Annotated in this window: 18 protein-coding genes; 17 read left to right on the forward strand and 1 reads right to left on the reverse strand. The window is 42.8% G+C overall.

The annotated features are described in order from the left end of the window. The first annotated feature begins 111 nt into the window (after positions 1-111). From alr to FBF75_RS16485, 12 genes are all read left to right on the forward strand, one after another. Positions 112-1293 (forward strand): alanine racemase, encoded by a 1182-nt coding sequence (alr, locus tag FBF75_RS16430; RefSeq protein ID WP_017358396.1) that lies wholly within the window; start codon positions 112-114, stop codon positions 1291-1293. A gap of 293 nt (positions 1294-1586) precedes the next feature. Continuing rightward, positions 1587-1868, forward strand: coding sequence for a hypothetical protein (locus FBF75_RS16435; RefSeq protein ID WP_003214273.1), 282 nt, complete (start codon positions 1587-1589; stop codon positions 1866-1868). A gap of 4 nt (positions 1869-1872) precedes the next feature. Next, positions 1873-2223, forward strand: a complete 351-nt coding sequence (ndoA, locus tag FBF75_RS16440) for a type II toxin-antitoxin system endoribonuclease NdoA (protein ID WP_003214169.1) — start codon at positions 1873-1875, stop codon at positions 2221-2223. Positions 2224-2337: 114 nt separating this feature from the next. Beyond that, positions 2338-3168, forward strand: coding sequence for an RsbT co-antagonist protein RsbRA (locus FBF75_RS16445; RefSeq protein ID WP_017358395.1), 831 nt, complete (start codon positions 2338-2340; stop codon positions 3166-3168). A 4-nt stretch (positions 3169-3172) separates the two neighbouring features. Next, positions 3173-3541 (forward strand): RsbT antagonist protein RsbS, encoded by a 369-nt coding sequence (rsbS, locus tag FBF75_RS16450; RefSeq protein WP_003214235.1) that lies wholly within the window; start codon positions 3173-3175, stop codon positions 3539-3541. Between the two features lie 2 nt (positions 3542-3543). Further along, positions 3544-3945: an anti-sigma regulatory factor gene (locus tag FBF75_RS16455; protein WP_003214085.1), complete on the forward strand. Its 402-nt coding sequence runs from the start codon at positions 3544-3546 to the stop codon at positions 3943-3945. Positions 3946-3955: 10 nt separating this feature from the next. Then, positions 3956-4963, forward strand: coding sequence for a PP2C family protein-serine/threonine phosphatase (locus tag FBF75_RS16460; protein ID WP_017358394.1), 1008 nt, complete (start codon positions 3956-3958; stop codon positions 4961-4963). Between the two features lie 59 nt (positions 4964-5022). Next, positions 5023-5352, forward strand: coding sequence for an anti-sigma factor antagonist (locus tag FBF75_RS16465; protein WP_017358393.1), 330 nt, complete (start codon positions 5023-5025; stop codon positions 5350-5352). Beyond that, entirely contained in the window at positions 5349-5837 is a 489-nt protein-coding gene (rsbW, locus tag FBF75_RS16470) for an anti-sigma B factor RsbW (protein ID WP_017358392.1), read from the forward strand. Before FBF75_RS16465 ends, rsbW begins: the two co-directional genes overlap by 4 nt. After that, entirely contained in the window at positions 5803-6591 is a 789-nt protein-coding gene (gene sigB, locus FBF75_RS16475) for an RNA polymerase sigma factor SigB (protein ID WP_012009000.1), read from the forward strand. Before rsbW ends, sigB begins: the two co-directional genes overlap by 35 nt. After that, positions 6591-7190, forward strand: coding sequence for a PP2C family serine/threonine-protein phosphatase (locus tag FBF75_RS16480; RefSeq protein ID WP_017358391.1), 600 nt, complete (start codon positions 6591-6593; stop codon positions 7188-7190). The genes sigB and FBF75_RS16480 overlap by 1 nt, the downstream gene beginning before the upstream one ends. A gap of 76 nt (positions 7191-7266) precedes the next feature. Beyond that, positions 7267-9426, forward strand: a complete 2160-nt coding sequence (locus FBF75_RS16485; RefSeq protein ID WP_136944958.1) for a Tex family protein — start codon at positions 7267-7269, stop codon at positions 9424-9426. Positions 9427-9445: 19 nt separating this feature from the next. Here FBF75_RS16485 and cmpA read toward each other — a convergent pair whose 3' ends face one another. Further along, positions 9446-9580 (reverse strand): cortex morphogenetic protein CmpA, encoded by a 135-nt coding sequence (cmpA, locus tag FBF75_RS16490; protein ID WP_008346893.1) that lies wholly within the window; start codon positions 9578-9580, stop codon positions 9446-9448. Between the two features lie 99 nt (positions 9581-9679). On the opposite strand from cmpA, the gene FBF75_RS16495 reads away from it, so the two are divergent. The 5 genes from FBF75_RS16495 (at position 9680) to lpdA (ending at position 14927) form a co-directional block, all read left to right on the forward strand. Further along, positions 9680-10153, forward strand: coding sequence for a SprT family protein (locus tag FBF75_RS16495; protein ID WP_136944959.1), 474 nt, complete (start codon positions 9680-9682; stop codon positions 10151-10153). A 192-nt stretch (positions 10154-10345) separates the two neighbouring features. Then, positions 10346-11323, forward strand: a complete 978-nt coding sequence (locus FBF75_RS16500) for a thiamine pyrophosphate-dependent dehydrogenase E1 component subunit alpha (RefSeq protein WP_017366666.1) — start codon at positions 10346-10348, stop codon at positions 11321-11323. Between the two features lie 20 nt (positions 11324-11343). Further along, entirely contained in the window at positions 11344-12381 is a 1038-nt protein-coding gene (locus FBF75_RS16505; protein WP_017358387.1) for an alpha-ketoacid dehydrogenase subunit beta, read from the forward strand. A 17-nt stretch (positions 12382-12398) separates the two neighbouring features. Next, a complete protein-coding gene (locus FBF75_RS16510; protein WP_017358386.1) occupies positions 12399-13529 on the forward strand; it encodes a dihydrolipoamide acetyltransferase family protein in 1131 nt (376 codons plus the stop codon). Between the two features lie 18 nt (positions 13530-13547). Next, complete coding sequence (lpdA, locus tag FBF75_RS16515) at positions 13548-14927, forward strand: dihydrolipoyl dehydrogenase (RefSeq protein ID WP_017358385.1); 1380 nt, start codon at positions 13548-13550, stop codon at positions 14925-14927. Positions 14928-14946 lie beyond the last annotated feature (19 nt).

Here is a 14946-nt window from a genome sequence, read left to right on the forward strand (position 1 = left end):
ACAACAAATCAGCCCTGTGCAGGGGCTGATTTTCTTTGAGTTGTTTCACATTATTCTGGATTTTTAGTATCATAATGAAGTATTGAATCATTCAATAGGGAAGTGTGATGAATGGACACAAATGCCTTTTATAGAGACACATGGGCAGAAATTGATTTAACAGCAATCAAGCATAATGTTTCACATATGAAAGACCATATTGGTCAAAGCGTCCAACTAATGGCTGTTGTGAAAGCCAATGCATATGGACATGGAGATATAGAAGTGGCAAGAGCTGCCCTCGAAGCAGGAGCAGACCTATTAGCCGTCGCTTTTTTAGATGAAGCCATTTCTTTAAGAAATAAAGGCATCAAAGCCCCGATTCTTGTGCTCGGTGCAGTACCACCAGAGTATGTCAAAGTCGCCGTTAGATACAACGCCATCATGACTGCTTACTCTATCCAGTGGCTGAGAGAAGTCGTCAAATTGATGAAAGGGCAGATGGGACAACCCATTCGTTTCCATTTGAAAATCGACAGCGGCATGAATCGGTTAGGTGTGAAAACAATCGAGCAGGTGAGCGAAGTAAAAGAGCTTGTCCACGATCATTCTTTTTTACAGTTGGAAGGAGTATTTACTCACTTTGCCACAGCGGATGAAAAAGATGAAGACTACTTCGGTATGCAGGTTGATACGTTTAAAACATTGCTTCAACCGCTTCATACGGACAAACTGCTCATTCATTGCGCCAACAGCGCAGCAGGTCTAAGGTTTAAAGACACTTTATTCAATATGGTTCGTTTTGGCATCAGTATGTACGGGCTGTCGCCGTCGGAAGAAATCAAAGATGAATTGCCATTTCAACTGGAAGAAGCATTATCTCTTCATACAAAACTTGCACATGTAAAGCCCATTCAAAAGGGTGAGAGCGTGAGCTATGGTGCCACTTATACAGCGAATCAAGATACATGGATTGGTACGATTCCAATCGGGTATGCAGACGGCTGGATCAGGAAGCTTGCCGGAACAGAAGTGCTCGTTGGCGGAAAACGCCGAAAGATTGCTGGAAGGGTATGTATGGATCAATTCATGATTGATTTGAAAAAGGATATTCCGGCAGGTGAGCCAGTCGTGCTCATCGGGACACAAGGCGAAGACAAGATATCTGTCGATGAAATAGCCAAGCGGCTTGAAACCATTAACTACGAAGTCACTTGTTCTGTTGGCTACCGCGTTCCAAGAGTCTATATAGAGGACGGCAAAAGGGTTCATGTACGTAATCCGCTGCTTCAAGGCGGGCCAAGCTTTTTATAAACAGCATCCACGGGAACGATGTTCAAACTGACATCGTTCTCTTTTATTCAACAAAGGCAGAATAAACATTCTCCCTTTTTTAGAGATTTTGGAAATACCGTATGATTTTCGGAAAAAAGCGTATAATGGGAAAGAGGAACTCCATTATCATCTTGATTTACGGGTGGCGAGCCGCTTCATGTTCTAATAAGAAATCATGAAAAAACAGCTTTGCTTGTGCATTGAATAATGGTATGATTAGTCTTGGAATGGATCGAAACGGTATCCGTAAGTTTTGTGGAGGTGTATGTTTTTTGTCTGAATCCAGCGCAACAAACGAAATGAAGATTCGACTGCCGGAGGCTTTAATGTCTGAAATCGAACGAGTAGCAGAGCAGGATAAGGTAACAAGAAATGAATTGATCTACCGAGCGACAAAAACGTATATTCGTGAACGTAATATTCGACAAAATCGTGAATCGATGAGACGCGGCTACATGGAGATGGCGAAAATTAATCTGAATATCTCTTCAGAGGCACAATACGCAGAATTTGAGGCTGAGAATACAGTTGAGCGATTAGTCAGCGGGGGTTAAACATTTGATTGTTAAACGCGGTGATGTTTACTTTGCTGATTTATCTCCTGTTGTTGGCTCCGAGCAGGGCGGGGTTCGCCCGGTATTGGTGATTCAAAATGACATTGGAAATCGCTTCAGCCCGACTGCTATCGTTGCAGCCATAACAGCCCAAATACAAAAAGCGAAATTACCGACTCACGTCGAAATTAATGCAAAGCGCTACGGCTTTGAACGAGATTCTGTCATTCTTTTGGAACAGATTCGTACGATCGATAAACAAAGATTGACAGATAAAATCACACATCTTGATGATGAGATGATGGAGAAGGTTGATGAAGCCTTACAAGTTAGTTTGGCTCTTATTGATTTTTAATATGGTGGTACTTGGTTGCTCTATTGGGAGCAACTTTTTTTGTGTTCAATTTTTTTTAACGTTATAATGAAGAAAGACTAAAGAAGAGCTTTAAATGTAAGTAGGGGGTAAAACATGTCGAATCATATCGTGTTAGCTTTTGCAAGAAAGCACCAAAAGGAATTAGAAACAGAGTGGACGGACATTTTAAAACGACTCGGAGAAAAAGAAACGGACATGATGCTGAACGACAAAATGTATGAAACCATCTGTTCGGAATATGTTCAACTCATCATTACATCCCTTTCAGAGGGGGATCATGAGGATTTTGAAGAAAAAGTGCAAAATTTTGCTTTGAAAATCGTTCAAATGGGTATATCACTTAAGTTACTGGCAAACGGTCTAACGGAAATCCGTACACATTTATATGAAAAAATGAACGATGACAAAGATACAACACAAGAAAGTCATGACCTCATCTGGCAAATCGATCGATTCATCACACCCATCCATAATGAGATCTTAAACCAGTATTCCATCTCATGGGAAAAAACCGTCAGCCTTCAAAAAATTGCGCTGCAGGAACTTTCTGCCCCGCTAATCCCTGTGTTTGAGCACATCACCGTCATGCCACTTGTTGGCACAATTGATACAGATCGTGCGAAAAAAATTATGGAGAACCTGCTTAATGGTGTCGTCAAACATCGCTCACAGGTCGTCCTGATTGATATCACGGGTGTACCTGTCGTAGACACAATGGTGGCACACCATATTATTCAAGCGTCAGAGGCTGTGAGATTAGTAGGAGCGAAGTGTTTACTTGTCGGTATTCGCCCAGAAATAGCCCAAACAATCGTTAACCTTGGAATTGATTTATCTCAGGTTACAACAAAGAATACCCTTCAAAAAGGAATTCAAACTGCTTTGGAAATGACAAATCGAAAAATTGTTTCATTGGAGGGATAACCAATTGAGAAATCACCCGAAGATTCCAATCTTAAAATTATATAATTGTCTTCTGATTTCAATACAGTGGGAGCTTGATGATCAAACAGCTCTTCACTTTCAAGAAGACTTACTGAATAAAATTCATGAAACAGGAGCAAACGGTGTGGTCATTGACTTAACATCCGTCGATATGATTGATTCATTTATCGCAAAGGTATTAGGCGATGTGATCACCATGTCCAAGCTCATGGGGGCAAAAGTTGTATTAACAGGAATACAGCCGGCAGTCGCTGTGACACTTATTGAACTTGGCATTTCACTGGAAGAAATTCAGACAGCACTAGATCTTGAACAAGGGCTTGAGACACTGAAGCGGGAATTGGGGGAATAGATATGAAAGACCAATCCTGTGTAAAAATATTGACGGAATGGGACATAGTCGCAGCAAGACAATTGGGGCGGAATGTTGCAAAAGAACTTGGTTTTGGAACAGTTGACCAAGCAAGAATTACGACGGCCATTTCAGAATTAGCTCGTAACATCTATTTATACGCTGGTAAAGGTCAGATTTGTATAGAAGAAGTGATGGAGCGCGGAAAGCGTGGACTCAAAGTCATCGCAGCCGATGAGGGGCCTGGCATCATGGATATACGTAAAGTAATGGAAGACGGATTTTCTACATCAGGCGGACTCGGAGCAGGCTTGCCGGGCGTCAGAAGACTGATGGATGAATTTAAATTAGATTCCGCACCAGAACAAGGAACGGAGATACAAGCTGTCAAGTGGCTTCGCTAGGAGGGAAACCATGGATTTTAAGGAGGTAATGGAGCAGCGGTACCATCAGCTGCTCAGTCGTTATATCAGTGATTTAACTGAAACATCGCTTTATCAAGCTCAAAAATTTAGCCGTAAAACCATTGAGCATCAAATACCTCCTGAAGAAATAGTGAGTGTTCACCGAAAAGTGATTCAGGAGCTTTACCCTGATTTGCCGGAAGATGTCTTTCATTCACTAGACTTCTTAATTGAAGTCATGATTGGATACGGACTTGCCTACCAGGAGCATTTAACACTAAGGGGCATCCAGCAAGAAATTAAGTCGGAAATTGAAATTGCTGCAAATGTTCAGCAAACCCTTCTGGAAACGAAAATTCCAGAAGGAGATACATTTGATATCGGAGCCATCAGTGTGCCGGCAAAACAGATGAGTGGGGATTATTACCATTTTGTAACAGATCACGATACAATCAATATCGCGATTGCAGACGTCATTGGGAAAGGCATTCCAGCTGCGCTCTGTATGTCGATGATTAAGTATGCGATGGATTCCTTGCCAGAGTCAGGCAGCGGCCCAACGAAAGTGCTCAAAACCCTTAATCGTGTGGTCGAGCAAAACGTAGACCCAAGCATGTTTATCACCATGTTTTATGGCAGCTATAATAAAGAAACACATGAATTTAAGTACGCATCGGCTGGACATGAGCCGGGCTTTTTCTATTGCAAAAAAGAGAATCAATTTTACGATTTAGATGCAAAAGGTCTGGTCCTTGGAATCGCACCAGACTTTGATTATAAGCAGTATGAGAAGCATTTGGACGTAGGGGATATGGTGATCTTATTCTCTGATGGTGTCACAGAATCCAAATCGGAGGATGGCTTCCTAGAGCGTGAGGATATCAAAGCCCTGATATCTGAGAACCTATCCTATTCAGCTCAGGAAATGGTGGATTCCATCTATGACAGCTTACTCAAGCTGCAAGAATTTCAGCTGCATGATGATTTTACGTTACTTGTCCTTAAAAGGAAGGTTTAGAAAGTGCGTAGACGGGTATATAAAATTCAAGGAAACAAGAATTTCGAGGTGAATGCATAATGAATATGTCTGTAAAAGAGCATCAAATAGATCAAAAAACAAAAATTAGTGTTAGTGGAGAAATCGATGTGTACTCTGCTCCTCAGCTAAGAGAAACACTCATGCCTAAAGCCGAGGCGGGCGAGCATCTAGAGATCTGTTTGAAGGATGTTACGTATATGGATAGTACAGGATTAGGTGTATTTGTTGGGTTGTTTAAAGCAGCTCAAAAAGCAGGTGGAACACTAAAGCTTGAGAACTTATCAGAGCGGCTTGTAAGGTTGTTTGAAATTACTGGATTAAAGGACATCATTGATATTTCTGCAAAGTCAGAGGGTGGGGTACAATGAACGAAACAGTAGATCTAATCGAGATGAAAATACCGGCAAAACCAGAATACGTAGGCATCATTCGTCTGACTCTTTCAGGCGTTGCAAGCCGGATGGGCTATGCCTACGAAGAGATTGAGGACTTGAAAATTGCCGTCAGTGAGGCATGTACAAATGCAGTTCAGCATGCCTATAAGGGAAAAGACGGTGAAGATGGAGAGGTAGCTGTTCGCTTTCTTGTCTATGAAGATCGTCTAGAAATCATTGTCGCTGATAAAGGCGGTAGCTTTGACTTTAAGCAAAAGCAGGAAGACCTAGGGCCGTACACATCTGCTCATACGGTGGATCAATTGGCAGAAGGAGGTCTTGGTTTATACTTAATGCAAACATTGATGGATGAAGTCGAGGTGCAAGCAAACTCCGGAGTTACCGTGGCGATGACAAAGTTTTTAAACAGGGAGCGAGTTGACCATGACACAACCATCCAAAACTATGAAACTAACTAAAGATGAAGTGGATCGCCTCATTCAAAGCTATCAATCCAACCAAGACGAGCAGGCGCAGCTGACACTAGTTGAGTGTTATACAAATCTTGTGGATATGCTCGCGAAGAAATACTCCAAAGGAAAAAGCTTTCATGAGGATTTAAGACAAGTTGGAATGATTGGTCTACTCGGCGCAATTAAGCGTTATGATCCACTTGTCGGTAAGTCATTTGAGGCATTTGCCATTCCAACCATTATCGGGGAAATCAAACGCTTTTTACGTGATAAAACATGGAGTGTCCATGTACCAAGACGAATTAAAGAGCTTGGACCAAGAATCAAGATGGCAGTTGATCATCTGACAACGGAAACGCAAAAGTCACCTAAAGTACAAGAAATTGCAGAATATCTAGATGTAACAGAAGAAGAAGTTCTTGAAACAATGGAGATGGGCAAAAGCTATCAAGCGCTGTCTGTTGACCAAGGCGTAGAGGCAGATTCTGAAGGAAGCACTGTGACGATTTTAGACGTCGTCGGCTCACAAGAAGAAGGGTACGAACGTGTAAACCAAAAAATGATGCTTGAAAGTGTGCTTCACGTTCTGACAGATAGAGAAAAAGAAATTATCAATCTCACGTATTTGCAAAATAAAAGCCAGAAAGAAACAGGCGATTTACTCGGCATATCTCAAATGCATGTATCAAGGCTGCAGCGGAAGGCAGTTAAAAAGCTACGAGATGCATTGTCAGAAGATGCGTCTATGGAGCTAGGGTAATGAAGCAGATCGAACAGCATGAGCATGTAAACGCCATTATCTATCAATCGAACAAAGAAGGAAAATCATGCTGCGGGGACAGTTTTTTTATTAAAGCAGATGATGAAGAACTAATTTGTGCTGTAGCAGACGGATTAGGCAGCGGCCAGTTCGCCAATGAATCATCTTCTTTAGTCAGCGAAATTGTCGAAGAATATGGACATGAGGATGTAACAACCCTCATTGATAGATGCAATCAGGCCATGAAAAATAAACGTGGGGCCACTGTGGCCATATTAAAGGTGAATTTTTCTCAGCAGCAGTTTACCTATTGTTCGGTTGGTAACATTCGTTTTATCTTGAATGCACCTTCTGGCGACTATATTTATCCACTTCCGACATCAGGATATCTATCAGGTAAACCTAGAAAATACAAAACATACACCTATTCCTACGAAAAAGGTTCGACATTCATTATGTATTCAGACGGGCTGAATGTGCCAAACATGCGAATGTGTTTAAAGCATAGCCATTCAGTTGCAGACATCGCAAAAGAACTTGAAACATACACACAAGACAAGAAAGACGATCTCACCTATGTACTTGGTCAGCTTACATGAAATAGCTGACCTTTTTTCTGTTTTGCCGGTTTTTTTGATACACTAAAAGAGAAGACACAGTGAGAGGATGCAAAGTATGAAGACATCTGACTTTTTATTGAAACAAATTGCGACAGAATTAAAGCTTTCAACAAAACAAATTGGAAGTGTGATCCAGCTATTAGAGGATGGCAACACCGTCCCGTTTATTGCACGCTACCGGAAAGAGCAGACAGGCTCACTAGACGAGGTGCAAATTCAAACCATTTCTGAACGCTATACATATATCCAAAATGTGACGAATCGAAAAGAAGAAGTGATTCGCTTAATCGCTGAACAAGACAAATTAACAGATGAATTAAAACAGAAGATCGAACAGGCGCATAAGTTGCAAGAGGTCGAAGATTTATATCGTCCATTTAAACAAAAGCGTAAAACAAAGGCAAATGTAGCCAAAGCAAAAGGACTTGAGCCGCTGGCGGAGTATTTACTGCAGCTGCCAAACGATGAGATCGAAAAGAAAGCATCGGCTTTTATTAATGAAGAAAAAGAAGTCACAACCGCAGAAGAAGCACTAGAGGGCGCCCAGCACATCATTGCTGAACAGCTTGCGGATGATCCTGATATGCGGAAATGGATTCGCAGTGAGACGTACCAAAAGGGAAGTCTTGTCACATCAGGAAAAGACGTTGAAAACGACGAGAAAAACGTCTATGAAATGTATTACGACTATCAAGAGCCGATTAAAAAAATTGTGCCTCATCGTGTACTCGCGGTCAACCGGGGCGAGAAAGAAGGGATTTTGAAAGCAGCCATCGAACCACCTGCTGAAAATATTCGTTTCTACCTTGATAAACAAGTCTTAAAAGGCAAGCAAACGACGGCGAGGCCTTACATTGAAGCGGCCATTGATGATGCATACAAGCGCTTGATTCAGCCTTCAATTGAACGGGAAATACGAAAAGAGCTGACAGAAAAAGCAGAGGAACAAGCCATTCATATTTTCGCTGAAAACTTAAGGAAGCTCCTTCTTCAACCGCCGATGAAAGGGAAACGTGTACTTGGGGTGGACCCTGCGTTTCGTACAGGCTGTAAATTAGCCGTCGTGGATGATACAGGAAAAGTCCATCATATTGGCGTCATTTATCCGCACCTGCCTGTGCAGAAAAAAACAGAAGCCAAACAAAAAGTGAAAGAAATCATTCGATCATCCAACATTGAAGTCATTGCGATCGGAAACGGAACAGCCTCAAGAGAGACCGAACAATTCATCGCAGACTTGATCCAAGAGCTGGACCAGCCAGTTTCATATTTGATCGTGAATGAAGCAGGGGCAAGTGTATACTCTGCATCTGCACTGGCAAGAGAAGAGTTTCCAGACTTGCAAGTGGAAGAAAGAAGTGCCATTTCCATCGCCAGAAGGTTGCAGGACCCATTAGCAGAGCTCGTGAAAATAGATCCGAAGTCTGTCGGAGTAGGCCAATACCAACATGACGTGAGCCAAAAGCAATTAAACAGCTCGTTAACCTTCGTGGTGGAGACGGTCGTCAACCAAGTCGGTGTGAACGTTAATACAGCTTCACAGGCACTGCTACAATATGTGTCAGGTCTTTCAAAAGCCGTCGCAGGGAACATCGTCAAGCGCCGCGAAGAGATTGGCAGATTCACAAGCAGAAAAGAGCTGAAGGATATCCCAAGGCTTGGTGCAAAGACTTATGAGCAGTGTATCGGCTTCCTGCGCATCACAGATGGACAAGATCCACTTGATCGCACGGGTATTCACCCTGAAAGCTATAAAGAAACAAAACAGTTCTTACGCATGATTAAGATGACGCCAGACGATCTTGGAACAGAACAGTTAAAAGAGAAAATTGCAGGGGTGAAGCTGGACGAAGCAGCAGAACAGCTTGAAATTGGCTCAATCACTCTTCAAGATATCATTGATCAGCTCACAAGACCTGAGCGTGATCCGCGCGATGAAGTACCAAAGCCGCTTTTAAAAACAGATGTATTGAAATTAGAAGACTTGAAGCAAGGGATGGAGCTACAAGGAACGGTGAGGAACGTCGTAGACTTCGGCGCATTCGTTGATATTGGCGTCAAGCAGGATGGACTTGTCCACATTTCCAAGCTAAGCAATCGCTTTGTGAAACATCCGCTTGACGTGGTATCAGTTGGTGACATTGTGACCGTATGGGTAGACTCCGTTGACCAGGCAAAAGGCCGAGTGGCTCTTTCGATGCTAAAACCAGAGTAAACAAAAAACGAGGCGCACCTTAGGATGGGGTGTGCCTTGATGTGACTGAATGTTTTTTTCTGTAGAAGTACCAGCATTGATTGAGCAATTTGATTTGATAATGATTTTTCTCATAAAATGCTTTCTGCATCTGATTTTTCAGCCAGTTGGGCATCGCCCATTCCTCCTTTGATCAAAACAGTGGGTGTACCTTCAATGTATGCAAAGGGGAAATTGTCCTGTTCGAGGTTTTTATAGAAAGGAACGATTTTGATTGAAGGAGAGCGAGTTACAACAGTTAACAGAACATATTTCTGAGCAGTACTTTGGTAAGGCATTCCGCCATCAAGCTGTTTTTAATGACCGTCTCAAAACGACAGGCGGGCGGTATATACTTGGAACACACAATATCGAATTGAACCGCCGATACCTAGAAGAACATGGACGAGAAGAATTAATTGGGATCATCAAGCATGAGCTGTGTCATTATCATCTGCATCTTGAGGGAAAAGGCTATCAGCATCGTGACCGTTCCTTTAAAGAGTTATTAAAACAAGTAGGAGCCCCGCGTTTTTGTACAGCGCTAAAGACCGTACAAAATAAACGACGTGGACAGAAGCGACAAGAATATGTTTGCACAGGATGCGGTCAGTATTTTATGAGGAAAAGGCGAGTTGATACCTCTCGTTATGTGTGCGGCGTCTGCAAAGGAAAATTAAAATGGCAGCGTACAATCGGTTCAGAGTGATATGCATTCCTTTATGGGATGCTTTTTTTGTGAGATGAAGTAGACATATTGAGACAAATAGAGACGCGAGTCTCATTTTGTCTCTTTTTTGATCGATGGGAATCGCTCAAATCCTAAGCTTTCAAGCGCCATGATGTTGGCACGCTTTTTGCTTGTATAGAAGTGTAAGCAAAAAAGATAGGAGGTTTTATCATGGAAATGTCACTCACAAAAGAAAAAGCCGTTTGGATGTATCAAAAAATGCAGGAAATTCGCCAATTTGAAGATCAAGTACACATGCTTTTTACAAAAGGGATCTTGCCAGGTTTTGTCCATCTTTATGCTGGTGAAGAAGCTGTAGCTGTAGGAGTCTGTGCTCATCTGAATGAACAAGACAGTATTACAAGTACACACCGCGGCCACGGTCATTGTATCGCCAAGGGCTGTGATCTAAAAGGAATGATGGCAGAAATCTATGGAAAAGCCACAGGTCTTTGTAAAGGTAAAGGTGGATCTATGCACATTGCAGATTTTGATAAAGGAATGCTTGGTGCCAACGGAATTGTTGGAGGCGGCTTTCCACTTGCGTGCGGGGCAGCACTCACGGCTAAATATAAAAAGAAAGATAATGTAAGCGTTTGCTTTTTTGGGGATGGTGCTAACAATCAAGGGACTTTTCACGAAGGAATCAATCTCGCCGCCATCTGGAAACTGCCAGTCATTTTCATCGCAGAAAACAATGGGTACGGGGAAGCGACGCCATTTTCGTATGCTTCAAGCTGCAAATCAATTGTGGATCGAGCGGCCGGTTATGACATTCCTGGGATTCAAGTAGACGGAAAAGATGTGACAGCCGTTTATCAAGCAGCAGAACAAGCGATAGAACGAGCAAAAAATGGAGAAGGTCCGACATTGATTGAATGCATGACATATCGAAATTATGGTCATTTTGAAGGAGACGCTCAGCGCTACAAAACCAATCAAGAAAAAACTGAACATCAAGAAGAAAAAGATGCCATCACTCTTTTTAAAATTGAATTATTAAAGCAGCAGCTGCTAACAGATCAAGAAATATCAAGTATTGAAGCGTCTGTAGCAGAAGCGATAGATGAAGCCGTGAGATTCAGTGAAGAAAGTGAATATCCAGATCATACTGAATTGCTAACTGATGTGTATGTTTCGTATCAATAAATCTGAAAGGAGAGAGGGAAATGACAAGAGAAATCAGCATGTCTAGTGCTTTGAATGAAGCGATTAAACTGGCAATGAGAAGAGATGGAGATGTCATTTTGATGGGGGAAGATGTTGCGGGAGGTGCTCATGTAGATCACTTACAGGATGATGAAGCATGGGGCGGTGTTCTTGGTGTAACAAAAGGGATTGTTCAGGAATTTGGGCGTGAACGTGTCCTTGATACACCGATTAGTGAAGCTGGCTATATAGGTGCGGCCATGGCAGCTGCTTCAACAGGATTAAGACCAATTGCTGAACTCATGTTTAATGATTTTATCGGTACTTGTCTCGACCAAGTGCTGAATCAAGGCGCAAAATTTCGATACATGTTTGGCGGAAAAGCAGAGGTGCCTATCACGATTAGAACGACACATGGGGCGGGTTTTAGAGCAGCTGCCCAGCATTCGCAAAGTTTGTATGCACTATTTACAAGCATCCCTGGATTGAAAGTAGTCGTACCTTCTTCACCTTATGATGCCAAAGGGCTGCTGCTGGCAGCTATTGAGGATCAGGACCCTGTCATCTTTTTTGAAGACAAGACGCTTTACAATATCACAGGAGATGTGCCGGAAAGGTATTACACACTTCCGCTTGGTAAAGCAGATGTGAAGAGAGAGGGATCTGATGTAACCATCTTTGCAGTAGGCAAACAAGTGCATACAGCACTCGAAGCAGCAGAGCAACTATCTGCTCAAGGTATTGAAGCGGAAGTGATTGATCCAAGAAGTTTGTCACCACTCGATGAAGAGGCGATTCTAACTTCAGTAGAGAAAACAAATCGGCTTGTCATTGTGGATGAAGCAAATCCGAGGTGCGGAATTGCCTCAGATATTTCTTCTCTGGTTGCGGATAAAGGATTTGATTTACTGGACGCACCAATCAAAAAAGTGACGGCTCCTCATACACCGGTGCCATTTTCACCACCTCTTGAAGATATATATTTGCCAACACCCGATAAAGTTGTGAACACCGTATTAGAGATGATTGGCAAGAGTCATGACAAGATCTTGAACTAGAGAAAGGAGAGAGGGAGATGGCTGTCGAAGTTGTGATGCCTAAATTGGGCATGTCGATGAAAGAAGGAACGGTATCTGTCTGGAATAAAGAGGTCGGTGAGACCGTAAATAAAGGAGAAAGCATTGCAAGCATCAACTCCGAAAAAATTGAAATAGAGATTGAATCACCTGCTGAAGGAACCATATTGGATATAAAAGTACCTGAGGGAGAAGGTGTACCGCCTGGCACGGTCATCTGCTATATCGGTGAAGGAAATGAACAGGTGGAGAGAAAGAAAGAAAAAGAAATCCAGTCAAAACCAAAGAAAGAGAGAAAAAAAATCTCCCCTGTTGCCCGTAAAATGGCGAATAGCGCAAACCTAGACATTGATACGCTAGTGGGGACAGGACCAGGTGGAAGAATTACGAAAGAGGATGTGCTTCGTGCACTTCCTGAACGGAAAGAGAAGAAACAAAACGAGACAGTGCAACAGCCTATTAACATGATGCGGAAAACAATTGCCTCAAGAATGATGGAAAGCCTGCAAACAAGTGCACAATTAACCATTACGATGAAAGCGGACGTGACAAAACTGACAAACCTACAACAACAGCTGAATGAAACAGCCATCGCACGTTACGAGACAAAGTTGACCATCACCGATTTTGTAGCCAAAGCAGTGATCCTATCGTTGTTAGAACATCCTGCGATGAACAGTCAATATCATAACGGAGTTGTCGAAACCTTTGAGAATGTTCATCTTGGGATTGCTGCTGCGTTAGATAACGGATTGGCTGTACCGGTTATTCGGCATGCGGAGCGGTTAACGCTCATAGAGCTGGCGAAGGGCATAAAATTGTATGGTAAAAAAGCACGTGAAGGAAAGCTTCTACATGACGAAATCAAAGGTTCTACCTTTACCATCACCAATCTTGGAGCGTATGGTGTAGAGCATTTCACACCAATTTTGAATCCGCCGGAAGCGGGGATCCTTGGTGTCGGAACAATGTATGACACCCCTGTTTATCGAGAGGATGAATTGTGCAAAGGGACCATCCTACCACTCAGTCTTACGTTTGATCACCGCGTGCTGGACGGGGCGCCTGCCTCTGCATTTTTATCAACGGTCAAAGCACACTTAGAAGAACCAATATCCATTCTTTTATAGAAAGAAGGTGAATGTACCATGACACTGGTCATTATAGGAGGCGGACCAGCAGGTTATGTGGCGGCCATAACAGCCGCCCGTTTTGGCAGGGAGGTTGTGTTAATTGATCAAGGTCAGCTGGGGGGTACCTGCCTCAATGAAGGCTGTATCCCGACCAAAGCACTTTTGCAAAGCGCCGATATGTATGAGCATGTGAAATCAGCTGGACATTTTGGAATTGAGCTTCCAGAACATGAGCCCATCATCCAATGGAAGGCCGTTCAAAAACGAAAACAGTCTGTCGTCAAGCAGCTCACTGATGGTGTTCGTTACTTGATGAATAAAAACAAAATTACCGTGGTAAATGGGAAGGCTTCATTTCTATCAGCACATGAGCTATTCATAGAAAGTGAAGGAAAGTCTGAAATCATTCAAGCAAAACAAATCATTATTGCAACAGGGGCTGTGCCTGCGGCTTTACCGTTTGCACCTTTTGATGGCGAATGGATCATTCACAGCAAGGACGCCATGTCACTTTCTTCGATCCCAGATTCACTTTGTATCATTGGGGGCGGGGTGATTGGCTGTGAGTTTGCGAGCATCTTTAGCAGAATGGGATCAAAGGTTGTCATGGTTGAACGGGCAGTGCACATTTTACCAGAAGAAGATCGTGATACAGCACAATGTCTTCACGAGCAGCTCGAAGAAACGGGTGTAAACATTTTGACGTCCGCCACAGTCAAACAGCTTGATTCCACTTCAAGAAAAGTAGTGGTGGAGAATAATCAAGGAGAACGTTGTGACATCCAGTCGGATCTTTGCTTAATGGCGATTGGCAGAACTCCGCAACTTGGAGAGTTGAATCTTGATCAGATTGGAATTGAATTTGATAGAAACGGAATCTACGTCAATGAACATATGCAAACCAATCTCCCGCATATTTATGCGTGCGGTGATGTGACAGGTGGTGTCCAGCTTGCTCATACTGCCTTTCATGAAGGGACGGTTGCGGCTTCCCATGCATCAGGTGAACATCTAAAGGTCAATGAACAAGTGATTCCGAGGTGCATCTACACCTCTCCAGAAATCGCGAGTGTTGGTTTAAATGAAGAGAGTGCTAGAAAACAATATGAGGAGATTAGGATAGGGACATGTGCATTTTCTGCAAATGGAAAAGCATTAATCTTAAATCAACCAGCCGGTCACGTAAAAGTCATTGTAGAGCCGCAATATCAAGAAATATTAGGCGTTTCAATCATTGGACCGAATGCAACAGAAATGATTGGACAAGCGGCGGTGATGATGCATGCAGAGTTGACCGCTGATACATTAGAGCAGTTTATTGCGGCACATCCGACACTTTCAGAGGCAATACACGAAGCCGTTCTGCAAACCATTGGAAGAGCGGTGCACTGCTGAAAGAGACTCCTTTTCTATC

The organism is Bacillus sp. S2(2019), from assembly GCF_005144805.1.
GTDB classification, from domain to species: Bacteria; Bacillota; Bacilli; order Bacillales; family Bacillaceae; genus Bacillus; species Bacillus altitudinis.